Annotated in this window: 24 protein-coding genes; 22 read left to right on the forward strand and 2 right to left on the reverse strand. The window is 49.4% G+C overall.

The genetic code is table 11. The annotated features are described in order from the left end of the window. The first annotated feature begins 58 nt into the window (after positions 1–58). From ACWXW9_RS05985 to coaD, 7 genes are all read left to right on the forward strand, one after another. The gene (locus ACWXW9_RS05985; RefSeq protein ID WP_494928697.1) at positions 59–1,876 is read left to right on the forward strand and encodes an APC family permease; all 1,818 of its coding nucleotides are present in this window, start codon (positions 59–61) and stop codon (positions 1,874–1,876) included. Between the two features lie 148 nt (positions 1,877–2,024). Next, positions 2,025–3,143 (forward strand): acyltransferase family protein, encoded by a 1,119-nt coding sequence (locus ACWXW9_RS05990; protein WP_494928698.1) that lies wholly within the window; start codon positions 2,025–2,027, stop codon positions 3,141–3,143. A gap of 173 nt (positions 3,144–3,316) precedes the next feature. Beyond that, complete coding sequence (locus ACWXW9_RS05995) at positions 3,317–3,949, forward strand: hypothetical protein (RefSeq protein ID WP_494928699.1); 633 nt, start codon at positions 3,317–3,319, stop codon at positions 3,947–3,949. Further along, entirely contained in the window at positions 3,942–4,457 is a 516-nt protein-coding gene (locus tag ACWXW9_RS06000; RefSeq protein WP_476128108.1) for an accessory gene regulator ArgB-like protein, read from the forward strand. The genes ACWXW9_RS05995 and ACWXW9_RS06000 overlap by 8 nt, the downstream gene beginning before the upstream one ends. Positions 4,458–4,462: 5 nt before the next feature. Next, positions 4,463–4,585 carry a cyclic lactone autoinducer peptide gene (locus tag ACWXW9_RS06005; RefSeq protein WP_014281032.1) on the forward strand — a complete coding sequence of 41 codons (123 nt, stop codon included), beginning with the start codon at positions 4,463–4,465 and terminating at the stop codon, positions 4,583–4,585. Between the two features lie 309 nt (positions 4,586–4,894). Continuing rightward, complete coding sequence (gene rsmD / locus ACWXW9_RS06010) at positions 4,895–5,533, forward strand: 16S rRNA (guanine(966)-N(2))-methyltransferase RsmD (RefSeq protein WP_494928700.1); 639 nt, start codon at positions 4,895–4,897, stop codon at positions 5,531–5,533. Continuing rightward, entirely contained in the window at positions 5,526–6,047 is a 522-nt protein-coding gene (coaD, locus tag ACWXW9_RS06015; protein WP_494928701.1) for a pantetheine-phosphate adenylyltransferase, read from the forward strand. Before rsmD ends, coaD begins: the two co-directional genes overlap by 8 nt. On the opposite strand, the gene ACWXW9_RS06020 is transcribed toward coaD, so the two are convergent. Continuing rightward, entirely contained in the window at positions 6,010–7,305 is a 1,296-nt protein-coding gene (locus ACWXW9_RS06020) for a nucleoside recognition domain-containing protein (RefSeq protein WP_494928811.1), read from the reverse strand. The two genes, coaD and ACWXW9_RS06020, sit on opposite strands and share 38 nt — an antisense overlap. Positions 7,306–7,541: 236 nt before the next feature. On the opposite strand from ACWXW9_RS06020, the gene ACWXW9_RS06025 reads away from it, so the two are divergent. Continuing rightward, entirely contained in the window at positions 7,542–8,573 is a 1,032-nt protein-coding gene (locus tag ACWXW9_RS06025; RefSeq protein WP_494928702.1) for a YlbL family protein, read from the forward strand. Here ACWXW9_RS06025 and ACWXW9_RS06030 read toward each other — a convergent pair. After that, the gene (locus tag ACWXW9_RS06030; protein ID WP_494928703.1) at positions 8,563–9,798 is read right to left on the reverse strand and encodes a nucleotidyltransferase; all 1,236 of its coding nucleotides are present in this window, start codon (positions 9,796–9,798) and stop codon (positions 8,563–8,565) included. The genes ACWXW9_RS06025 and ACWXW9_RS06030 overlap by 11 nt on opposite strands. A gap of 356 nt (positions 9,799–10,154) precedes the next feature. Here ACWXW9_RS06030 and ACWXW9_RS06035 point away from each other — a divergent pair, with 356 nt between their 5' ends. The 14 genes from ACWXW9_RS06035 (at position 10,155) to ACWXW9_RS06100 (ending at position 24,432) form a co-directional block, all read left to right on the forward strand. Then, complete coding sequence (locus ACWXW9_RS06035; RefSeq protein ID WP_149095804.1) at positions 10,155–10,673, forward strand: YceD family protein; 519 nt, start codon at positions 10,155–10,157, stop codon at positions 10,671–10,673. Positions 10,674–10,859: 186 nt separating this feature from the next. Further along, positions 10,860–11,033, forward strand: a complete 174-nt coding sequence (rpmF, locus tag ACWXW9_RS06040; protein WP_007429979.1) for a 50S ribosomal protein L32 — start codon at positions 10,860–10,862, stop codon at positions 11,031–11,033. Positions 11,034–11,309: 276 nt separating this feature from the next. Then, positions 11,310–11,906 (forward strand): transcription factor FapR, encoded by a 597-nt coding sequence (gene fapR / locus ACWXW9_RS06045; protein ID WP_025682284.1) that lies wholly within the window; start codon positions 11,310–11,312, stop codon positions 11,904–11,906. Then, positions 11,890–12,882 (forward strand): phosphate acyltransferase PlsX, encoded by a 993-nt coding sequence (gene plsX / locus ACWXW9_RS06050; RefSeq protein WP_494928704.1) that lies wholly within the window; start codon positions 11,890–11,892, stop codon positions 12,880–12,882. The genes fapR and plsX overlap by 17 nt, the downstream gene beginning before the upstream one ends. 8 nt (positions 12,883–12,890) lie before the next feature. Further along, positions 12,891–13,880, forward strand: coding sequence for a beta-ketoacyl-ACP synthase III (locus tag ACWXW9_RS06055; protein ID WP_494928705.1), 990 nt, complete (start codon positions 12,891–12,893; stop codon positions 13,878–13,880). A gap of 81 nt (positions 13,881–13,961) precedes the next feature. Next, a complete protein-coding gene (gene fabD, locus ACWXW9_RS06060) occupies positions 13,962–14,903 on the forward strand; it encodes an ACP S-malonyltransferase (RefSeq protein WP_494928706.1) in 942 nt (313 codons plus the stop codon). A 55-nt stretch (positions 14,904–14,958) separates the two neighbouring features. Beyond that, positions 14,959–15,708: a 3-oxoacyl-[acyl-carrier-protein] reductase gene (fabG, locus tag ACWXW9_RS06065; RefSeq protein WP_494928707.1), complete on the forward strand. Its 750-nt coding sequence runs from the start codon at positions 14,959–14,961 to the stop codon at positions 15,706–15,708. A 109-nt stretch (positions 15,709–15,817) separates the two neighbouring features. Further along, a complete protein-coding gene (locus ACWXW9_RS06070) occupies positions 15,818–16,051 on the forward strand; it encodes an acyl carrier protein (RefSeq protein WP_007429985.1) in 234 nt (77 codons plus the stop codon). Between the two features lie 226 nt (positions 16,052–16,277). After that, complete coding sequence (gene fabF, locus ACWXW9_RS06075; protein ID WP_494928708.1) at positions 16,278–17,516, forward strand: beta-ketoacyl-ACP synthase II; 1,239 nt, start codon at positions 16,278–16,280, stop codon at positions 17,514–17,516. Positions 17,517–17,528: 12 nt separating this feature from the next. Next, positions 17,529–18,227: a ribonuclease III gene (gene rnc / locus ACWXW9_RS06080; RefSeq protein WP_014281046.1), complete on the forward strand. Its 699-nt coding sequence runs from the start codon at positions 17,529–17,531 to the stop codon at positions 18,225–18,227. Positions 18,228–18,484: 257 nt separating this feature from the next. Next, positions 18,485–22,054, forward strand: coding sequence for a chromosome segregation protein SMC (gene smc, locus ACWXW9_RS06085; RefSeq protein WP_494928709.1), 3,570 nt, complete (start codon positions 18,485–18,487; stop codon positions 22,052–22,054). A 38-nt stretch (positions 22,055–22,092) separates the two neighbouring features. Beyond that, positions 22,093–23,109: a signal recognition particle-docking protein FtsY gene (ftsY, locus tag ACWXW9_RS06090; protein ID WP_494928710.1), complete on the forward strand. Its 1,017-nt coding sequence runs from the start codon at positions 22,093–22,095 to the stop codon at positions 23,107–23,109. Positions 23,110–23,246: 137 nt separating this feature from the next. Continuing rightward, positions 23,247–23,897, forward strand: a complete 651-nt coding sequence (trhA, locus tag ACWXW9_RS06095; RefSeq protein WP_044644895.1) for a PAQR family membrane homeostasis protein TrhA — start codon at positions 23,247–23,249, stop codon at positions 23,895–23,897. Between the two features lie 166 nt (positions 23,898–24,063). Continuing rightward, a complete protein-coding gene (locus tag ACWXW9_RS06100) occupies positions 24,064–24,432 on the forward strand; it encodes a putative DNA-binding protein (RefSeq protein ID WP_149095811.1) in 369 nt (122 codons plus the stop codon). Positions 24,433–24,470 lie beyond the last annotated feature (38 nt).

Consider the following 24,470-nt stretch of genomic DNA (forward strand, 5'->3'; position numbering starts at 1 on the left):
ATAACATATGATCCAAAGTTCTTCTGCAAAACCCTCATCCAAAGAAGGAGTTAACGAAATGCTGAGTAAAGTCAAAAGATTGCTAATCGGTCGTCCACGAAAATCGACGGCTCTTGAAGATGAGAAATTAAACAAGCTTAAGGCTCTGGCCATCCTGTCCTCGGATGCGTTGTCCTCTGTAGCTTACGGAACAGAGCAAATTCTGCTTGTTTTGATTACAGCGGGCTTCGCTGCCCTATGGTACTCCATTCCTATATCCATCGCGGTATTGGGATTGCTGATTATTTTGATTCTGTCCTACAGACAGACTATTTTTTCCTATCCCGGTGGCGGTGGCGCCTATATCGTCGCACAGGACAATTTGGGCAGGGCACCGAGTCTGATTGCAGGCGGATCTTTGCTGGTCGATTATATTCTGACAGTAGCAGTCAGCTCGTCGGCGGGTACAGATGCTATTACATCGGCGTTTCCATCATTGCATGATCACCGGATCGCGATTGCACTGATCATGATCATCTTTTTGACCATTATGAACTTGCGCGGGGTAACGGAATCTGCCTCGGTGCTGGCTGCACCGATTTATTTGTTCGTAGTTTCGATCTTTGTCCTGATTATTAGCGGTATCATCCATTACGTGGCAGGAGGAGCCCATGCTGCGGCACCGCAATTTGGAGCTACGGTATCTAACGTCAGTCTGTTTCTGCTTCTGAAGGCATTCAGCTCAGGTTGCTCGGCGCTAACCGGGGTAGAGGCTGTCTCAAATGCCATTCCGAACTTCCGCAAGCCTGCTGCCAAAAATGCGGCAACTACGCTGATGATGATGGGCTTGATTCTCGGGTGTATGTTTATCGGAATCAGCCTGCTGGCTTATTGGTACGGTGTTCGTCCTAATCCGCATGAAACAGTCATTTCGCAAATTGCGAACGCCACATTCGGGCGCGGCGTGATGTATTACATCATTCAGGGCGTGACGGCGCTGATCCTGTTTTTGGCGGCGAATACAGCCTATTCGGCTTTTCCGTTGCTTGCATTTATGCTGGCTAAAGACAAATACATGCCGCATATGTTCATGGTTCGCGGAGATCGGCTCGGTTACTCGAACGGGATCCTGTTTCTGAGTATTTTCTCAGCCTTGCTGGTCATCGTATTTGGCGGCAATACAGGAAATCTGATCCCGCTGTATGCAGTAGGGGTATTTATCCCGTTTACGCTTTCCCAGTTGGGAATGATGATTCGCTGGATTCGTCTCAAGCCGTCAGGCTGGGTCGTCAAGCTTGCTATTAATACCATTGGAATGCTGACCACACTGTCCATTACGCTTATCTTTATTTTCACCAAGTTTAGTCAGGTGTGGATGGTGTTTATCTTCCTGCCTCTGGTACTGTATTTCTTTATGAAGATCAATGGACATTATAAAAATACAGCCGAGCAACTGCGGATAGATATTACGAAGGATAAACCTATGGTCAAAGGCAATACAATCATTATTCCGGTAGCTGGTATTACACGGGTCGTGATGAATACCATCAGCTATGCCAAGACCTTGTCGGATAATGTGGTTGCTGTATATGTAGGTGTTGATGATGAAGCGATCCGCAAGATGGAGCAAAAATGGGAAGAGTGGGATGTAGGTATCCGATTGGTAGTGCTGAAATCCCGTTATCGGAGCATTATCAATCCGCTTCGCAAGTTCATTGATACGGTGGAGTGGAAAAAAGCGGACGAGGATCATATTACCGTCCTTATTCCGCAATTCATCACGAAGCACTGGTGGGAAAATATTTTACACAACCAGACCAGCTTGCTGATGAGAGCTTATCTGATCAATTATAAAGACGTCATCGTAACGACTGTGCCATTTCATTTAAATAAATAAAATGGCTTAACAAGATGAACATCTTCTGGCCGCATGTCATTGCGGCTGGAGGGTGTTTTTTTCCATACCGGCATATTTACTTTAACGATACGTTTTGTGTATTATAGATACAAAATGTATCATTAAAGAACCGATATGGAGGGATACAATGCCCGTAGCCAAGGGTGAAACGGAACATAACAAGCTGCAATTTGTAGATACGCTGAGAGCACTGGCGATTATGGGCGTGTTGCTTGTCCATGTCAGCCAGCACGTAGAGGGACTAAACGGATGGTTGCAAAAGGGTTTGAGCTTGGGAGCGAAAGGGGTTGCTTTATTTTATCTGGCTAGTTCATTTACGCTCTTTCTGTCTTTGAGCAGACGTATGGGCGACAGGAAAGAGGGGGTCTCGGCGTATCTGGTGCGTCGTTTTTTTCGTATTGCCCCGTTGTATTACGTTATGCTAATCATCTATTTGGTTGTGAACGGGACAGGGCCCCGTTTCTGGCTTGGAGATCAGGAAGGGGTCACCGTTGCCAATATCGCGGCTCATATTTTGTTTCTGAATGGCTTGAATCCGTACTGGATCAATAGCATTATTGGTGTGGAGTGGTCCATTGCGGTGGAATGTATTTTTTATCTGTGCGTGCCGCTATTATTTAAGCTCATTCAATCGATTCGGCATGCTGCCTGGTTTGTGACCGGCGCGCTTGTACTGAGCTTCGGATTGAATACGGTGTTTGCGTATGCTCCATGGATTAGTGATCACTCGTTATGGGGGCATTATCTGTATTTATGGTTTCCGAATCAACTGCCTGTTTTCGGACTGGGGATATTGCTGTTCTTCATATGGAAAGACGAGCGGCATTGGAAAAGTATGGATCGATTCAGCGGGGGATTGCTGCTTGGCTCCGTACTGTTTGCTCTTTGTACGGGAATGACAGATTACCTCCTCGGTGTCCTGTTGCTGCTGGGATCCTATGCTTTGTACCACTGGCAGCCTGTGTGGCTGCTAAACCGGGGATGGTCATGGATCGGCTGCCTTAGCTATAGTATGTATTTGACGCATCTGCTTGCTCTGGAGATGGTCAATCAGATCGAGCTACCCTTTTTCCCTATTGTTAATATGACTCTGATGTTTATCATGACACTACTGTTGACTACAGGTCTGTCTTGGCTCACCTATTCTTGGATCGAGCAACCGGGCATTCGTTGGGGAAAAAAGATCATATCACGTATGAAGTCTGTGCGCACACAGAAAGATTCGGTCAAGGAAAGTGTTGCCTGAGCTGTAGCTTTCTTCTCCATCCGATAACATTTCGTTGAAGTGCTCAAAGAAATCTATCAAATCATTGAAAAGACCTCTTGAAAAGTAGGCCGCAGCCCTTTATATTCGATGTACATCCCAAGTTTTTTGAAAACACCGATGAGATTTGTTGGAATTGAAAAGGAGATGCACGTATGTTTGTGAAGCCTTTTGGCTTTTTAGTATTTTCCACGTTTGAAGGAGTGGCAGTTTTTGCGCTCATTCTCAGTGTTTTTAAAGTTAAAATGACTCCTTATGTATGGCAAGCAATTTTTGTGAACCTGATTATGAACTTGCAAAGTTATTTGCTGAGAGAGGAATTTTCCCTCGCTTATCTGGTGCCTGTCATTAACATGCTGCTTTTTATCTTTTTGCTCGCTACGGTGGTGAAAATTCCGATTGTATGGTCAGGTATTATGACGGTTACCGGTTATTTTGCTTATGCGGTCATTCAGTCGGTGCTTTTAAAAGCGATGTTCGGGAGCCTGCCAGTCTCTGAGCTACAGGACGGTTCCCTGAAGGGCTATCTGCTGCAAATGGTAAGTGCGGTGGCAGGACTGCTCATTTCATTTATTTTGTATCGAAAAGGCATCGGGTTTGCCGTTAATTTCAAAAAGCTTAAATTTAGAGCTGAATACGGCATTGTGATTACACTCATTATTTTATCCTTCATATCCACCTCTATCGTGCTGTACTACAACGAGGTATGGTTAAATATGATGTTTTTTGCACTGGTATCGGGATTCTTCATCTATTATGCGGTTGGAAAGGAATATCGGGATGATTGAAACGATGGCTTTCAAGCTTGCTAACCAGATCAAACAGACTGTGCCGGATCATCCGGCTTCTATCCCGGTACTTAAATATGCACTGGCTCTTATTATAAATGCCTCCATGATTATTGTGTTGACATTACTCGCCTCATTCTTCACCGGGCGGACGGCAGAAGCTGTGACGATTCTAGTGGTTTTTGCCTTGTTGCGCCAAATGTCAGGAGGGATTCATCTAAAAACAGGGATGGCATGTGTTGTGGCGACCTCTTTAGCTTTTACAGCCCTATCCTGTATCTCTTTACATAGTTGGTGGACAAACGTGTTTACTGGATTATCCTTGCTTCTTGTCTTATGCTTTGCCCCGTCCAGAATAGAAAAGCAGTCGCGCATTCCATCCCGGTTTTATCCCCTCCTGCGACTGTTGTCTTCCCTGCTTGTATGTACTAATTTTGTAATCGGTTCCTCTGTAGTGGCTGTTGCTTTTCTAGTCCAGAGCCTGACGTTAATTCGGGGAAGGAGGTGAGGAAAATGGTGAAAAAAATCGTATATGGTCTAGCGACATCGTTGTCTATGTTTGCTGCATTTGCTGTATCGGTAGCGAGTTATGTGTATGTCTATCAGGGAGATACGCCCGAGGAGCTGCTTAAATAGTATAACATCACTTCCATATATACATAGGCTGCCAGCGAGCAGCTTCTTTTTTTGCAAAAAAATCAGGCGCTCCATTAAGAGCGCCCGAATGGGAGAGGAGAAACCGGACGAAGAGCTTATGGGGAAACGTAAGTCTTCTCCGCGGTTGTCTACGACATTGGTTGAATGCCGATATCTTAAGGATGCCCACGATATGGTTTTTTATACCTGCTCCAACCCTACATTTTTCAAACGGCTATGCATGTGGTACGATAACGTCATAATCTTTATATGGTTATCAACACATATAGAAAATAGGTGAGTTTCAGCGTGAGAGTGGTATCGGGTAGTGCCAAAGGAAGGCCGTTAAAGGCAGTTCCCGGCACAGGGACGCGGCCGACCACGGATAAGGTCAAGGAAGCGCTATTTAGCATGATAGGTCCTTATTTTGATGGGGGAGTCGCGCTTGATCTGTTTGCAGGCAGTGGCGGCCTGGGTATAGAGGCGCTCAGCCGGGGAATGGACAAGGCAGTCTTTATTGATATGGAATCAAAAAGTATTGATGTCATTAAAGAAAATTTGCGAAAAACCGGATTGGAAGAACAGGCTGACGTGTTCCGCAATGATGCCGGACGAGCGCTCAAGGTGCTGGCTAAACGTGGAGCTCTTTTTGATGCTGTTTTTCTGGATCCGCCCTATCGTCTCAAGCATGGTGATGAATTGATGAGCCGTATGGCTGAACTTGACTTGCTTCGTTCCGAGGCAGTCATTGTGCTGGAGTATGAGTCGGGACATAAGTACCCGGAAAGCTTTGGACCGTTCGAACAGGTCAGAAAAGCGGTCTATGGCGAAACAACGTTATCTATCTACCGCTTTGCAGCAGAGCAACCGGACGATGCAGAACATACGGAGGCCGGAACGGAAACATCCGGTATAGCCGAATCAGGCGGGGAGGACCATCATGACTGAGCACAAACCACGTATTGCCGTATATCCGGGAACCTTTGATCCCGTGACGATGGGGCATCAGGATATTATTCAAAGAGCGGCGAGGCAGTTTGATCTGCTGATTGTCGCGGTACTTAACAATATTAGTAAAAATCCACTGTTTTCTCTGGAGGAGCGAATGGAGCTACTGCGGACGGTAACCCGCGATATTCCGAACATTGAGGTGGACAGCTTCCGTGACCTGACAGCCAATTATGTACGTGAAAAAGGGGCTCAGGTTATTGTCAGAGGAATCCGGTCGGTGACAGATTTTGAATACGAGCTGCAATTGGCTTCCACAAACCATAAGCTGAACCCGGATGCCGAAACGATCTTTATGATGACGAACCCGACTTATTCATATCTGAGTTCCAGTATGGTGAAGGAAATCGCCCATTTTGATGGCAAGGTCGTAGATCTGGTGGCCCCTGAGGTCGAGGATGCGCTGCGTGCCAAGGTTAACGCCAAGCGCGGCGGCTCCACCATGAAGTCATAAAGGAAATGACGAGCAGTGTAAGTATAATCGCGCCCAGCAGCGCAATAGACAAGACGGTCAGTTGCCAGGGATACAGTGACGGACTTTCCAACTGTGTCCATAGGTTGCTGCTCTCTGCCATAACGGAATGTGCGGCTGGATCATAACCGCCTTCCGCGAAGGAAGAAACGGAGCTGCGGCTAACATAAGCGGGAAGTGCATTGCTTGTCATACGGCTAAGAGACGTCCATGCAACAAGTGTGAGCATAAAGGCGATGATGCCATGAAGCACCCTGGATATGGTGAACGTGATGCCTTTGTCCGAGGGTCTGGTGACGGCTGTGATTTGGAGCCAGCCGCATAGCCCTCCCCAGCCTAGTACGGCGCTGATCAGAGCCGCTTGTGTACGAAGGTCGTAGGGCAGTTGGCTGATTTCATAGGAACCGAGATGGATTTCTATCCAGGCGGGCCAGATGAAAGAAAATGCTCCTTGACCTGAGTACATGGATAGCAGCCGAATCAGCACGGAAAAGAAAATAATGAATCCACCTGTCATCATAAGTGTTTGTACGGCATGGGATACGGTTTCGCCCAGCAGCTTTCCGAAGCTGCGCCCATCTCGTTCTCTGGCAGAGCGTGTGGCGTCCCATGCGGACCGGATGAGGGTGGTAGAAGCACGGGAAACAGAGGTTCGCCGGAGGGCAACTGGCGTTTCCCGTTTTTGCGATTCTTTTGACGATGCAGTCAGTCTGACTGTAATCCATCCCGCCAACAGGCCGGAGATCCAGTGAATGGCAAGCAGCATGGCGCCTACAGCAGCATTGTGCAGCAATCCTGTCCCGATCACGAGCAGGATGGTAATCGGATTGCAGAAATGAGCGATAGCGGTCAATCGTCTAAGCTGGCGCTCGGTCATATCCTCCTGCTGTGCCCATTGGCGCACCGCTTCCGCAGCAGCCGGAAATCCGGCGGTCAGGCCGAGGGCCAGTACCCAGCCGCTTCGACCCGGAAGACGGAACCAGGAGCGCATGAACGGTTCCAGGAGGACGCCAAGCCCATGCACCAAACCGAAGGCGACGAGCATTTCGGACAGCATCAAAAAAGGGAGCATGGCCGGGAAAATAATGCTCCACCATAGCTTAAGCCCTTGGGCGGAGGCTTGAAACACCTCTTCCGGTGAGGCGACAACAGCCAGCACAAGCAGAATGGCTCCAAGGCCAAGCAACAGGGTTGTCCAATAAGAAGCGGAATGGGCTTCCTTTTGTAGCAAAGGGTTCACCTCCCTGGAAGTGATATGATTTAACATTTAAAAAACGAATCCCATCGTGCATAAATATAGTAGAGTTCACCGTATGTTGTTTCTAGCGCCTGTTCGCGTTTGTTTGTAATCGGCCGAGGTGCTCGTACGCGCTGTCGGTAAATAATGTATGCTTTTTTGTAAGAATTGAGAACAGGCAGGGCACAGAGTGGATTTGGGTGAGATAGGAGAAGTTAAGGCTGTGAGGGGGAGAAGCGATGAAGCGAATTAACCGGAACAGAGCTTTTTTTACAACCGGATATGTTCTGTTTCTGGCCGCTATGGTCTATGTGCTGGTATATATGCCAACCCCGTATCTGATCTATGGACCCGGCGGGGCGAATGAAATCAAGCCGATGGTTACCGTCCAGGAAGGCGACCGTAGCGAACGGGGAACTTTTATGATGACGACGGTATCGGCGCGTTATGCCAATGTCATTATGCTGGGTATGTCGAAGCTGGATGCCAATTCGGAGATTCAGCGCAAGGAGGATCGACTGCACGGCCGAAGTGAAGACGAATATGCAGCAGAGCAGGTGTGGTATATGGGAGATTCCCAGTCTTCTGCGATGGAGGCTGCTTATACGCGGGCCAATATTCCTTATCGCATTGTGCCGGATTATGTGTATGTATTTAAGGTACCCGGCTCGAACAGTGTGTTTCATCCCGGAGATGAAATTCTGGAGCTGAACGGGGGAAGGGTGACGGATAATCGTTCCATTCGAAATGCCCTAGAGGATGAAAAGGCGGGAACGATGGCTAAAGTGAAGCTAAAACGTGATGGCAAGCTGCTGACGGTGCAAGCTCCATTAACGACCATCACAGACAGCGAAACAGGCAAACAGCGTCCCGGCTTTGGAGTCAGCATCGCTACCGTTCAGAAAGTAGAGCCGAAGGATGAACGTAAAACGATTCATTTTACGTCAACGGATGTGGGCGGGCCTTCGGCTGGTTTGATGTTTACGATGGAAATTTATAATCAGCTGACACCGGGCGATCTGAGCAAGGGATATCGTGTTGCTGGTACGGGTACGATTGATAAGAATGGTAAGGTGGGGGCTATCGGCGGTGCAAAGTATAAAATTGTCGCCGCTGACCGTCAGGGTGCTGAATTGTTTTTCGTCCCGACGGACAATTATAAGGAAGCCAAGGCCAAAGCCGAGCAAATCGGAACCCGAATGAAGCTCGTTCCGGTTCGCAAGCTTGACGATGCGTTAACTTATATGGAAAAGCTCCCGATCAAATCATGACGGGCGGCCGCAAGTAATCGGCATACATGTCACGAATGGCGGGACGGGGCATTCCGGCGGCGTGTATGGCTGCTGCTGCGGTGTCCCAGTCCAGATGAGGATGCGATCCGGCTGACGGCTTAACCCATACCGGTAGGGTCGCTGTCTGCTTCATTCGGGCCAGAAGCTCGCGTCCGGCAGTATTAAATCCGAGTACGCGGATATAGCCGGGGCCTTTCGCCAGCTCGGAGGGGGCCATACCTGTTTTGGCATGATTCAGCAAAATATGGGTGAACATACGCTGGAGCTTCGTACGAGTGTACCTCTTCGTCTTGACAGCTGTGAGTAATGCCTCTACGGAGGGCTGGGGCAGCGTGTACAGCGATTGTCGTAGGCGATGCTCCAGCCCTTCGGTCACCTCGTGCAGCTCCGCCAGCTGCTGCGGGCTGCGCGTGATCAGGGCGTTCAGCAACGGTTGGCTGAACGCTTCCCATTGCAACGGCGCGCGTCGGGCTTGCCATTCGCGCCGCAAAATCTCCAGCGTCGCCGCAGGCAAGTACGGCGACGCGGCCTCCGGCCCGCCGTCGAGGAGGAGACGGCGGATGGCCGTGGCGCTGGCGATGACTCCGTCCGCGGGCGCCATGGCTTCGTGGTAGCCCGATCCCGTGCGGGCTACGGTGAAGGGCTTGATTGCGCTGTCCAGCCGTTCCAGCGCAATCAAGTAATGCAGCCCCAACGTATTGTTGGGCTGCTGCATGAGGGCGGCTAGCGCAGCGCCGTCTGCCCCTTCGGCCGCGAGCGCGGCTGCGGCCCCCGCGTAAGCGGCGGGGTAGCTTGCGCCGCTGCTCAGGCGCTGCGCGATGCCGGCCTTGAGCTCGGCCGGCTCCGCCGCCAGCACGCGGGCCAGCGCGCGCAGCGGGGCGATGTCGCCGCTCTCGCTGCCGAAGCAGAGCGCGTCGACGACGCCCGTGGCGCGGAGCAGGGCGACCGCCCCGTGGGCAAACCATTCTGCGGGCTGGACGGCATAGGCCACAGGCAGCTCCAAAACCAGGTCCACACCCATGGCAAGTGCCATTTCGGTGCGGGACCATTTGTCCACAATTGCAGGTTCCCCTCGCTGAAGGAAGGGACCGCTCATCACAGCCACCGTGCGCTGCATGCCAGTGATGCGAAGAGACTCCTTCCAGTGATGCGTGTGACCGTTATGTAGCGGGTTGTATTCTACAATAATACCGAGGGTTTTCAAGGCTATACTTCGGCTCCTTTCTGATGTCGCGAATCTGGTGACTATTCTGAAAATGATGGTCCTCCACCAGTTAATGATTGCTCTAAGGGTAGCGATGATGCTTTTTTGTGATCCGAAATGAACAAGACCATTGAGACCTGAAGAAAAAAGCTTTATACTCGCATTATTGTACACGAAGAGTGGCGGGGGTACGAATACTCACAGGTACATGATCCATGCAACGTATTTTCGCTTTCGCATAAAACTTGTGGAACCATTGGAAAACCGATGGATTTGTGAGAGGTGTAAAGTGAAAGGTGTTGACAAACGACTCGATCAGTCGGTATAATAATTTTTGTTTGTTTGGAGTGATAGCGATGCAACTATTTTTTCGCAAAGTAGCAACAAGTGATGGTCCTTTTCCGATCCGTGAAGCTCTCAATGTGAGTGAATTGGTGGATGATCGTCCTGATGTTACGGCCGTTTCCCCGCTGGAGACCGATTTGGTCGCCGTTAGTCTGGGTCAAGGCTTAATGAGCGTGGAAGGCACGTTGACCGCAGGTCTGGACATGCTGTGCTCACGCTGTTTAAGTCCGATGCACGAGGATTTGAAGATTGAATTCCGTGAACGGTTCAAGCAAATCTCTTCGGTTGGCGAAGAGGAGGATGAAGATGGCGAATTTATCGCAGTGACGGGGGATTCCTTCGACATTGCACCGTATTGTGAAGAGCTGTTTGTACTGCACGTGCCGTTTGCGCCTGTGTGCAGCGAGGATTGTCAGGGGATCGCTCCTGCAGCCGGACAAAACTGGAGCGTTGGCTCCGATGACAGTGACGATGGCGATACGAAAAAGATTGATCCGCGTCTGGCAGGGCTTAAGGATTTTTTTAAATGAGAATTGAGTTCAATTCTGACAAATCATCATCCACTTGTGCAGGGGAGTTACAGAACCGACACATGGATGTTGCAGGCTTGATTCACCGGCTGTGAGGTAGCTGCTTCCGGCAGTTTCCTTCAGTCTTGAATGAGATAAGAAGTCACGCCCGTTTTACGGGTTGATCTGGTTAAGGAGGTGGGAATAATGGCAGTACCTCAACGGAGAACATCCAAAACTCGTCGCGACAAACGTCGTACTCACTTTAAACTGGCAGTACCAGGTATGGTGAAATGCTCCGAATGCGGCGAATTGAAACTTGCTCACCATGTGTGCAAAGTTTGCGGAACGTACAAAGCTAGAGAGATTATCTCTCAATAATGTCCGATAAGCGGATTCTTTGGAATCTTCGCAGGAAAAGTAGCGCTTCACTCTAGTGAGGCGCTACTTTTTTTGTCTTCGTACTTTCTTTTTACGGCGGCATGCTATATACTGTTTTAGTACCAGGTTCTAAGAAAGAAGGGCCGAAGGGGTTCTTTATACATACAAGATGACAAATCGGCATGAAGCATTCGCCGCTAGCACGTGAAGTAACCCGAACCGCCGGCTGAACGGTAATTTATTGCAGGGAAAGGAGGCGTCACTGATATCGAACGTTTGCCAAAGAGACAGAGACAGCAACGGCTGACTCAATTAATTGATGAGAATCCGTTCGTAACGGATCAGGAGCTGACGAGACAGCTTAAGGTGAGCATTCAGACGATTCGGCTGGATCGGATGGAATTGGGTATCCCAGAGCTGCGAGAGCGACTGAAGCTGATGGCTGAGCGTTCCTACGATCAGGTTCGCTCCCTGCCTTTACATGAAGTGATCGGGGATATCGTGGATCTCCAGTTGGACAGAAGCGGTATTTCCATTTTTGAAATTAAAGAAGAGCATATCTTTTCACGCACTGGCATCGCGCGGGGGCATTATGTATTTGCCCAGGCCAATTCTTTGGCTGTTGCTGTGATTAATGATGAGATAGCGTTGACCGCTTCGGCGGACATCCGCTTTGTCCGCCCTGTTCATTTGGGAGAAAAGTGCATTGCCAAAGCATATGTGCGATCAAATCCCGAGCAAAAAGGGAAAGCCAAAGTAGAAGTGTTTGCTTACGTGGGAGAAGAAATGGTGTTCCAGGGTAACTTTGTCATTTACCGCTCCACAGAGGAAGAGTATAGCGAAGGAGGAAGTCAGCATGCGGATCGCCATTGATGCCATGGGGGGAGACAATGCTCCCGAGGCGACAGTAGAGGGCGCGTTATCTGCGGCGGCGGAATGGAAGGATACAGACATTACGCTGGTTGGTGACCGGGAACGAATTGAATCGGTGCTGAACGGCAGAGCATTGCCTGCGAATCTCAACATTCGCCATGCATCCGAAACGATAGATGCGCAGGATGAGCCTGTGAAGGCAGTACGACGTAAAAAGGATGCTTCCATGGTCGTAGCTGGCCGAATGGTCAAAGAAGGCAAAGCAGATGCCATGATATCGGCAGGTAATACGGGTGCGCTGATGACAACAGGTTTGTTGGTGGTTGGGAGAATGGCAGGTATTGAGCGTCCTGCTCTTGCACCGATGATTCCGACGATTGACGATCAGGGTGTGCTGGCGCTGGACTTGGGAGCTAATATGGACGCTAAGCCTGAACATCTTGCCCAATATGCGCTGATGGGTAGCTTGTACCGACAAAAGGTTCATGGTGTGGCTTCCCCCAGAGTGGGTTTACTGAATGTTGGGACAGAAGCCGGGAAGGGCAATGAACTGACGAAACTGGCTTTTCCTCTGATTGAGCAGTTGTCTGTTAACTTTGTAGGTAATGTGGAGTCCAGAGACGTACTGACCGGGAATTGCGATGTGCTGGTGTGTGACGGATTCGCCGGAAACATCATGCTAAAATCGCTGGAAGGTACGGCGGGTGCGATATTCTCTCTCTTAAAGGAGCAGTTTAGTAAATCCTTAAAAACCAAACTGGCAGCGGCTCTGATTATGCCTGAGCTTCGCAGTTTGAAAAATAAACTGGACTACAAAGAGCACGGCGGCGCTCCCTTACTGGGACTGAGCGGACTCGTCTTGAAAAGTCACGGTTCATCTGACGGCATTGCCGTCAAAAATGCAGTAAGACAGGCCCGTACGGCCTTGCAAAACCAGTTGGTGGAAAGTATATCCAAGGAAATCAGCAGGAAGTGAGTGACGATATGAATAATTTGCGGTCGGTTGGTGTTATCGGAACAGGGAAATATGTACCTGAGAAAATATTGACGAACAAAGATTTGGAAGCAATCGTGGAAACAAGTGACGAATGGATTGTCAGCCGTACAGGAATTCAGGAGCGCCACATTGCGGCTCCAGAGCAGGCTACGTCCGATCTGGCTTATGAAGCAGCGATTAAGGCATTGGCATCCGCAGGTATGACCGCACAGGATTTGGATCTGATCATTGTGGCTACGGTTACGCCGGACATGGCGTTTCCTTCGACTGCCTGCATTCTTCAGGACAAGCTTGGAGCCAAAGGCGCAGCGGCTTTTGATTTGTCTGCGGCATGCTCAGGGTTTGTATATGGGCTGGCAACTGCGACGAGCTTTATTAAGACGGGCATTTATAATAATGCGTTAATCATTGGGGCAGACTGTCTTTCCCGAATCACGGATTATACAGACCGCAATACTTGTGTTCTTTTTGGAGACGGTGCAGGGGCGGTAGTAATTGGTGAAGTATCTGAGGGTAGAGGATTCCAATCCTTTGATCTTGGTGCCGAAGGAGCAGGAGGCGGATTGCTTAAGCTGGAAGCTGGCGGTTCACGTTTGCCTGCGAGTGCGGATACTGTGGAAAACAAGCAACACTATATTTATATGAACGGACGCGAAGTATTCAAGTTCGCGGTACGTGTTATGGGAACCGCAACCGTCGATGTGCTGGCAAAAGCAGGGCTTTCCAAAGATGATATTGATCTGTTCGTTCCGCATCAAGCCAATATTCGCATTATTCAATCAGCGATGCAGCGTTTGGATCTACCGGAAGAAAAGGTCGTCATTAATGTTCATAAATATGCAAATACGTCCGCGGCATCAATTCCTCTCGCGCTTGTGGAAGCAGCCGAAGAAGGCCGCATGAAGGAAGGCGACCGGGTATTAATGGTGGGCTTTGGCGGCGGTTTGACATGGGGCGCGTCGGTTCTTGTCTGGTAAGAAAGCGGCGGGTTTGATACAATATTGAATTTGTCTGGTACTTTACAAGACAAGCATTGGATACAGAGAGGTGCATACACGATGGGCAAAACGGCATTTATATTTCCCGGTCAGGGTTCACAAGCTGTAGGTATGGCTAAAGATGCTTATGAAGCAGTTCCTGCGGCAAGAGAAGTGTTCCGCCAAGCGGACGAACGGTTAGGTTTTGCGCTAAGCTCACTGATTTTTGAAGGCCCAGATACAGCCTTGAAGCAGACATCCAATACGCAGCCTGCTCTGTTGACGGCGAGTATTGCGTTGTATGAAGCGTTCAAGGAAAAGGGCATTCGCCCTGATTACGTGGCTGGGCACAGTCTTGGAGAATACAGTGCGCTCGTTGCTTCCGGCGTACTTGCCTTTGAAGATGCAGTTGAGATCGTTCGTACTCGTGGCGAGTTCATGGAACAAGCTATTCCTGACGGACAAGGAGGGATGGCTGCTGTATTGGGAGCCGACCGTGAAGCATTGGCGACACTATGCCGTGATATTACGGAATCTGGTCAATTGGTCGAATTAGCGAACATCAACTGCCCGGGACAGATTGTCGTATCCGGTGCAAAGGAGGGCGTAGCTGCTGTTGCTGAACGCGTGAAGGAAGCGGGTGGCAAGCGTGCTATTACTTTGGAGGTCAGTGGTCCTTTCCATTCTTCGCTGATGAAGGAAGCAGCGACCAAGCTGTCTGGCAAACTGGAAGACGTGGCTTTTTCCGAAGCTCAGGTTCCTGTTGTGGCCAATGTCACAGCGAAGCCTGTGCATGAGGGTGGCGAAATTCGCCAGTTGCTGGTCGAGCAGGTCTATTCCCCGGTATTGTGGGAAGACAGTGTAGCATGGCTGCTGAAACAGGGAGTTGACACTTTTGTCGAGTTCGGACCGGGCAGTGTTTTGACCGGACTGGTTAAAAAGATCGACAAAACGGTTAAGCTGTATAATATAAGCAGCCTGGAATCGCTTGTTTCGGTAACGGAAGCCTTGGAGGCCCGTTAATAAAGTAGTAATGACCGCCTTAACGGGTTATATACTTGCAAGGGGAGGCAGGATCATGTCTAAGCCATTAAGTGGAAAAACGGCGCTCGTTACAGGTGCGTCACGGGGGATTGGTCGCAGTATCGCATTGGCGTTGGCTGACGCAGGCGCTAATGTAGCGGTAAACTACGCTGGTAGTGAGGCGGCTGCGGCAGAGGTTGCGGAGCAAATTCGTGCCAAAGGCGTGGAAGCTATTACGGTTCAGGCTAATGTTGGTCGCGCTGACGAGGCGGATCAGTTAATCAAGGATGTGATTGGCGCTTGGGGCCAGATCGACATTCTGGTGAATAATGCCGGGATAACAAGAGATAATTTAATCATGCGCATGAAGGAAGAGGAGTTCGATCAGGTGATCGAGACGAATCTGAAAGGTGTGTTTAATTGCCTCAAGGCAGCGACTCGTCCAATGATGAAGCAGCGTTCCGGTCGGATTATCAATATTTCTTCCGTTGTCGGCGTACTCGGCAACGCAGGACAAGCCAACTATGTGGCTGCCAAAGCAGGAGTGATCGGTCTTACCAAATCATCTGCGAGAGAACTTGCTTCGAGAGGTATTACAGTCAACTGTGTAGCCCCGGGATTCATTGATACCGAAATGACACAGGTGCTTGCTGATGATTTACGTGACAATATGCTCAGCGGTATTCCGCTGGCCCGTCTCGGACGGCCTGAGGAAATTGCGGATGTGGTGCTATTTTTGGCCTCTGATGCTTCCTCATACATGACGGGCCAGACTTTGCATGTGGATGGCGGCATGTACATGTAGCTACATGTTGCTAATCCGCATGCCCCGAAGAAGAGTAGTGATTGAAAACTCTCTTCTATGGCATTTTAATTGTAATTTTCGTATAATACCTAAGGAGGAGGTGAGCCGGATGTCCGACGTATTGGAGCGCGTAAAGCGCATTGTCGTTGACCGTTTGGGAGCCGACGAAGCCGAAGTTACACTTGAAGCATCTTTCAAAGATGATTTAGGCGCTGATTCTCTCGATGTAGTTGAATTGGTTATGGAATTGGAAGATGAGTTTGATATGGAAATCTCTGATGAAGATGCAGAGAAAATTACAACCGTAGGTGAAGTTGTAAAGTACATACAATCTCATACCTAATTCAAGTCAACAAAAGTCCCGTTCTGTTACAGGCGGGACTTTCTCCTAATCATACAGATTGAACTAAAGACGGAATTGCCGCGTGTTCTTGAGCTTGGCTCGGCATGACTTAGTCAAGGGTGGGAGTATGCGGCATTACTAACTTTAGTTGATTCTATATTATTTTTGCACACAAGAGCGTACGGCCTTGAAATACAATATGCAGTAGACATAGAGGTGATTATCTTTGAAACAACGTGTTGTCATAACAGGAATGGGTGTAATCACTTCGCTGGGACAGGATTTGAACACACTGTGGGATAATCTGATGGCTGGAAAATCTGGCGTCAGTGAAATCGAAGCTTTCGATACCAGTGAATATACAACGAAAATTGCGGCTTCTATTAAGGATTTTAATCCTGAGGATTATATAGAGCGCAAGGATGCCCGTAAAATGGACCGTTTTGTCCAATTTGCCGTTGCCGCCAGTAAATTGGCACTTAAGGACAGCGGACTCGTAATCGGAGAGAACGCCGATGCCGAGCGTGTGGGTGTATCCGTTGGTTCCGGTATTGGCGGATTGGGTACCTGGGAGGATCAGCACAATGCGCTGATTGAAAAAGGACCTAAACGCGTAAGCCCTTTCTTTATCCCGATGATGATTGCTAATATGGGTTCCGGCCAAGTGTCGATTTCACTCGGCGCCAAAGGACCGAATACATCACCGGTTACGGCTTGTGCAACAGGCAGTCATGCTATCGGCGATTCGTTCCGCATGATTCAGCGTGGTGATGCTGACGCCATGATTTGCGGCGGGGCTGAGGCAACTATTCGTCCGATCGGCATGGCTGGTTTTTGTTCGATGCGGGCGATGTCCACTCGTAACGATGAGCCTGAGAAGGCAAGCCGTCCCTTTGATACTGACAGAGACGGATTTGTTATGGGCGAAGGCTCCGGTGTTCTGATTCTGGAATCGTTGGAGCACGCATTGAAGCGTGGCGCACGTATTTACGGCGAAGTGATCGGCTATGGTCTGTCAGGCGATGCACATCATATGACAGAGCCAGATCCGGATGGTGCAGCGCGCTGTATTAAAATGGCGATCCGCGACGCAGGGTTGAACCCTGAGGATATTGATTATATCAATGCGCATGGTACATCTACACCAGTCGGTGACAAATCGGAAACAGAAGCGGTTAAGAAAACGCTTGGAGAGCACGCCCACAAAGTGGCGATTAGCTCAACCAAGTCAATGACGGGGCACTTGTTAGGTGCAGCCGGTGGCGTTGAGGCCGTGATCTGCGGACTGGCTCTTCAGCACCAGACTATTCCGCCGACGATTAATCTGGATAATCAGGACCCGGCTTGTGATCTGGATTATGTACCTAACGAGCCGAGAAAAGCGAAACTAAATGTCGTGATGTCCAATTCTTTTGGTTTTGGCGGTCACAATGCTACGGTTATTCTAAAAAAATATGAAGCGTAAGGGGTCAGTTCGTTGAGTGGAGACTTGAAGCAATTACAGCAGAAACTTCATATTCAATTCAACAACCGGCAGCTTCTGAAGCAGGCCTTTACGCACGCTTCCTACGTAAACGAACATCGGTTCAGTCAGCATGCAGACAATGAGCGGCTTGAATTTTTAGGTGACGCTGTTCTGGAGTTGACTGTATCCGAGCAATTGTACAATCAGTACCCTAATCGGCCGGAAGGCGAACTGACCAAGCTGCGTGCAGCCATTGTCTGTGAGCCTTCTTTGGTGAAATTTGCTGTCGGACTTGAGTTCGGGCAATATGTACTGCTTGGCAAAGGTGAAGAGCTGACAGGCGGACGTACTCGTCCGGCTCTGTTGGCCGATGTATTCGAAGCGTTCGTAGGCGCGCTATATTTGGATCAAGGTCTGGATGCCGTCCGGTCGTTTCTGGAACGTTATATTTTTCCTCAAATTGTATTAAACGGTAAGCTACAGATGAGTGATTTCAAAACAGAGCTTCAGGAACTGACGCAGCATCATAACATGGGGATGCTTGAATACAAGATTGTGGAGGAGCGCGGACCTGCCCACGAGCGCGAGTTTGTAGCTGAGGTATATATGGACAGCGAACGGCTGGGTACAGGTACAGGACGCTCCAAAAAAGAAGCTGAGCAGCAGGCGGCGGCAGTAGCCTTAAACCGTTTGAAGCTGGCGGAATCGTAATCGGTACCTGAGCGGCCCGGACGGGTTACACGAGCAGGGGACACAAAGTAAGAGCAAAGGGCAGTCCGCGGGGAGTCCCGGCCCGCAATGGCGAATGGACTGCGTTTTGCTCTTTTTTCGTGGCTTTGCTGCTGTAGCTCTGTATGTCGTTGCCTTGCTTTATCCGAAGTAGTCTTGTGCTACAATAGGAATAATTCTTGTGAATCAGGTAAACGGTGTTGTACAAGCATATTTAAATGTTAGAGGTGAGATTGAGTATGTTTTTAAAGCGCATTGAGCTGGCGGGCTTCAAATCGTTTGCAGATAAAACGGAGATGGAATTCGTCCGCGGTATAACAGCGGTCGTCGGACCCAACGGAAGCGGAAAGAGTAATATATCCGACGGTATTCGCTGGGTACTGGGTGAACAGAGCGCCAAATCACTGCGCGGCGGTAAAATGGAGGACATTATTTTTGCGGGTAGTGATGCTCGTAAGGCCGTTAATTACGGCGAAGTGTCGCTTACGCTGGATAATGAGGATCAGGCGTTGCCGCTTGATTTTGGCGAGGTAACGGTCACGCGGCGTGTGCATCGCAGTGGAGATAGTGAATATTTTATTAACCGACAATCATGCAGACTCCGTGATATTACCGAGCTGTTTATGGATACAGGTATTGGTAAAGAAGCTTATTCCATTATCGGACAGGGGCGCATTGAAGAGATTTTGAGTACCCGTTCCGAGGACCGTCGGGGGATTTTTGAGGAAGCGTCCGGTATCGTGAAATACAAATCACGTAAAAAAGACGCGGTTCGCAAGCTGGATGACACGGAGCAAAATTTACTGCGTATTCATGATTTGGTCAGTGAGCTGGAGGATCAGATCGGGCCGCTCAAGGAGCAGTCGGAAAAGGCGATCCACTATAAGGAGCTGCGGGGTGAACTGAAATCGAAGGAAATTTCGATGTATGTCCATCAGATTGAACAGATTCATACCTCGTGGAGCGATGCGACGTCCAAGCTGGCTTTGTTGCAGCAGGAGCAGCTACAGCTGTCTACGGTAGTGTCCCGTCATGATGCGATGCTGGAGAGCGACCGCAATGAGCTGCGTCAGTTGGAGGAGCAAGTGGAGCGGCTGCAAAGTGATCTGTTGCAATACAGTGAAGCTACGGAAAAGAGTGAAGGCTACGGTGAACTGCTGAAAGAGCGTACACGCAATCTGGAGGCAAACAGGGAGCAGCTCATTTTATCGCTCAGCACGAGCGAATCACGTCATTCCGAGCGCAAAAGTGAGCTGGATCTACTGAACGAAAAACTGTCTGCATTGACTGTCGAGCTTGACGAGCTACGTGAACGGCTATCCGACGAAGAGGCGAAGCTGATTGGTGTCACAGGCGGAATCAGCCAGGAGCAGGAGGAAAGTCTGAAGGGCGGACTGCTGGAGCTGATGAATCAGATGGCACAGGCGCGTAACGAAATCCGTTATACCGACCAGCAGAAGGAAGCGCTGGAACGGCGGGTGACTCGCGTAAGTGACGAATCTGGCAAATGGGAAGCCCAGAAAGCCGAACTGGAACAGCGTAAAAAGGGTTTGGAAGCGGCTGTGCAGAAGCTGGGTCAGGAAATCAGCAGTCTGCGCAGCGGATATATTCAGGGAAGCGAAAAATACCAGGCGCTGCAAAAGCTGCTGGAAGAAAGTCAGGGCACTGTCCGCAAATGGGAACAAAAACGTGAGGCCCAAATTTCACGCCGAGATACGATGAAGGAAATGCAGGATGACTTCGATGGCTTTATGCTGGGTGTTAAAGAAGTATTGAAGGCGGCACGCAAAGAAACCCTGCATGGTGTGCATGGGGCGGTAGCAGAGCTGATCCTGGTACCTGAGCATTTGGAGCAGGCGATGGAAACCGCTTTGGGCGCTTCGATGCAGCATATCGTGATGGAAAACGAATCGGTGTCCAGACAGGCGATTAGCTTTTTGAAGCAGCGTCAGCTGGGCAGAGCGACATTTTTGCCTATGGATGTTATCCGTCCGCGTCAAATTGGGGCGGGTGAACGCCAGATCGCGGAAGGTGCCGAGGGCTTTGTTGGAATCGGTGCGGATCTTGTTCAGTTTGATCAACGGTATGCTGGCATTGTAGGCAGTCTTCTGGGAAATGTGGTTATTGCCCGTACCCTGGAAGATGCAAACCGTATTGCGGCACGTTGCCAATATAGATATCGTGTGGTAACGCTGGAAGGCGATGTTGTTAATGCAGGTGGTTCCATGACAGGTGGTAGCCAATTCAAGAAAAATGCCAATCTGCTTGGACGTAAACGTCAGTTGGATCAGTTGGATCAGGATATTATCGATACGGAGCAACAAATTGTGAGGCTGCGTCAGAGCGCGGTAGATACAAAACGTCAACTGGAAGAGACACAGATTCGTTTGGACGAGCTGCGTCAGGGCGGCGATGTGAAGCGCGGCGAAGAACAGCAGGCAGCAATGGAACTCAAGCAACTGGAACATGAGCTTCGCCATGTTCTGGAGCAGGTGGCTGCATCTGGTCAGGAGAAGAAGGGCTTTGATCAGGAGATCAAGGAGCTGGAAGCTTCACGTGAAGAGGCATTGCTGAAATTGGCTACGCTGGAGGAAGAAGAGAAGAAAACCCACCAGGCTATCCATGCCGCTGAATTTGCCCGTAAGGCCAACGAATCTGCGAAAGAACAGCTACAGGGAGAACTTACGAATCTCAAGGTAAGAGAAGGAAAGCTGGATCAGGAGCGTTTTTCACTGGAAGAGCAGTTGCGTAGACTACGGGGCGACTATGATACCCTTGGCAAGGATTCGAGACAGAACAAGACCTTACTTGCTTCCATCGAAGCTGATCTGCTGACCAATGAGCAGGAAAGCGTGAAGCAGATTGAAAACCTCAATCAGTATCGGCTTAAAAAGGAAGAGGCTTCGCAGCAATTGGAATTCAAGCGTGCTGCACGCAGCAGCTTGTCCAAAAAGCTGGAAGTGGCCGAAAATGAGACGAAAGAGCAACGCATTCAGCTCAAGTCGGTCGAGGAGCAGCTACGCCAGACAGAAATCGGAGTGAACCGGCTTGATGTAGAGCTGGAGAACGTTCTGAAAAAATTAAGTGATGACTATGAACTCAGCTATGAGCTGGCCAAGCAGCGTTATCCGATACCGGAAGATATAGAAGGTACGCAGGCCGAGGTGCAAAGGCTCAAACGCGGTATTTCCGCGTTGGGCGAGGTAAACCTGGGTGCCATTGAGGAATACCAGCGGGTGCATGAGCGTTATACGTTTCTCGATGAGCAGAAGTCTGATCTGGTCGAGGCCAAGACAACGCTCTATCAGGTCATTCGTGAAATGGATGATGAAATGTCCAAACGCTTCAAAGCCACTTTCGATGCCATCCGGCGCGAATTTGGTACGGTGTTCTCCAAGCTGTTCGGGGGCGGACGTGCCGATCTGGTACTGCTTGACCCGGAACGTATGCTGGAGACGGGAATTGATATTGTTGCCCAGCCGCCGGGCAAAAAGCTGCAAAACTTGCAACTGCTGTCAGGAGGAGAGCGGGCGTTAACAGCGATGGCGCTATTATTTGCCATTTTACATGTCAAGCCTGTCCCATTCTGTGTGCTGGATGAAGTGGAGGCCGCACTGGACGAATCCAATGTGGTGCGTTTTGCCCAATATTTACGGGAGTTCTCCGAACAGACACAATTCATTGTAGTTACACATCGCAAGGGCACGATGGAAGAAGCCGATGTGCTATATGGAGTTACGATGGAAGAAGGCGGGGTTTCCAAGCTCGTATCCGTCAAGCTGGACAATGAGGAAGCCGAGATTGCCTGACAACAAATAACATACTTTCAGATCAACGGAGGGAACCTATGAGTTTCTTTAGGAAATTGAAGGAAAGCATTGCAAGCAAAACCGAATCCGTCACTAAACAGTTCAAGGACGGTTTAGAAAAAACACGCAAAGGTTTTGTTGAAAAAGTGTCGGATCTGATGATTCGCCGCAAGAAGATTGATGAGGAGTTTTATGAGGAGCTGGAAGAAATTCTGATCGGTGCCGATGTTGGCGTCAACACCGTTATGAACCTCATTGAAGACCTGCGGGTAGAAGTGAAAAAACGCAAAATCGAGGACGCATCCGAGCTACAGCCTGTATTATCGGAAAAGCTGTCTGAGCTACTGCGGGGCAATGACAACAGTCAGCTTCAAATGAGCCCTGACGGGATTACGGTCATTCTGTTCGTCGGTGTCAATGGTGTCGGCAAAACAACAACAATTGGCAAGCTGGCGCACCGTTTTAAACAAGAGGGTAAAAAAGTGTTGCTGGCCGCCGGGGATACGTTCCGTGCTGGAGCGATTGAACAACTGGAGGTATGGGGCGAAAGGGCTGGTGTAGAGGTCATTAAACAGCAATCCGGTTCTGATCCAGCGGCTGTTATGTTTGATGCTGTACAGGCTGCCAAGCAGCGTCAGGTGGATGTGTTACTGTGTGATACCGCAGGACGTCTCCAGAATAAAAGCAATCTGATGGAGGAGCTGAACAAAATTTTCCGCGTGATCCAGCGTGAAATTCCCGATGCTCCCCATGAAGTACTGCTGGTACTCGATGCGACGACCGGACAAAATGCGCTCAATCAAGCCAAAATGTTTGGCGAGAAAAGTGGCGTAACCGGGCTGGTGCTGACGAAGCTGGATGGTACAGCAAAGGGTGGTATTGTCGTGGCGATCCGCCAAGAGCTGAATTTGCCGGTGAAGCTGGTAGGCTTGGGTGAAAAGGTGAATGATCTCCAGCCATTTGATTCCGAGCAATTCGTTCACGCGTTGTTCTCTGGTTTGATTCAGGAAGAAGGCGTTGATGAAACCGCTCCGGGTGAGGAAGAACAGGCTTAATCAGGTTTGGGGCTAAGTATGATCCGGTTGCTGCGTGAGATCACAGGGATGTATAATGAAAAAAAAGGGTCTGTCGGCGCCGGATATGAATTTTTTGGATGTAAAAAATATTTCACAGGAAGCTGGGTGAAGAACCAATGGCGAACACCTATACTTATTCCCGCCGGGAAGAAATAGCCAATGCGATCACACATGGAATTGGAGCCGTTTTAAGTGTGGCGGCACTTGTGCTGCTCATTGTTTTTGCAAGCTTGAAAGGGACCACTTGGCATGTCGTCAGTTTCACGATTTACGGAATTACGATGCTGCTGTTATACACCAATTCCACGTTGCTTCATAGTCTGCGCGAAGGAAAATTGAAGGATTTGTTCGAAATATTCGATCATTCTTGCATTTACCTGTTCATTGCAGGCAGCTACACCCCGTTTATGCTCGTTGCACTGCGCGGGACATTAGGTTGGACGCTGTTTGGCGTTATTTGGGGAATCGCCCTGTTTGGTGTGCTATTCAAGGCATTCTTCACCAAGCGCTTCCTGTTCATGTCTACCGTGTTCTACATCGTGATGGGCTGGCTCATCACGATTGCCTGGAACCCGCTGGTGGCGGCTGTTCCCGCCGGGGGCATGACGCTATTGTTCCTGGGCGGTCTAATGTATACGTTGGGCACAATCTTCTATGTGTGGCGGGCGTTTCCGTATCATCACGCGATCTGGCATCTGTTTGTTCTGGCAGGCAGCATACTTCATTTTCTGGCTGTTCTGCTGTATCTTACCCCGGTAAGAGTTTAAACCCTAGTAGGCAAAAAGCCGATTCGTACTTCCGTTTAAGGGCAGTGAATCGGCTTTTTTTTGGTTGACAAGGGATAACGCTTGACATCTTCTTTTCTTTTATGTATGATAAGGATCGTTGAAAAGAACTGTAAAGTGTTTTTCCTTGACGATGGAGGTATACGCGATGAGTCAGGAGAATCGGCTGGAAAAGACAAACCGGATTAACCGACTGTTTGACTTCTATGAACCTCTGCTTACGGAGAAGCAACAGATGTTTTTGAAATATTACTTCCATGATGATTTTTCTCTGGGAGAGATTGCTTCGGAATTTCAAATTAGTCGTCAGGCCGTGTATGAGCATATCAAACGTGCCGAGCAGGTACTGGAAATGTATGAGGAAAAGCTCGGGTTGCTCAGTAAACATGAGCGTAGAAGCCGAGATCTGGAAGAATTGAATACAGCGTTGTATGAGGCGTTCGGTAAAATCGGTAAACCTGATGAAGGCACTCTGCAACATGTTCATCAAATTGTAAATCGCCTGCAGGAATTGTAGGTCATATAGATTAGTAAACAAACAACCCTGGTAGACAA

It is taken from the genome of Paenibacillus sp. LT-B23, from assembly GCF_059417685.1.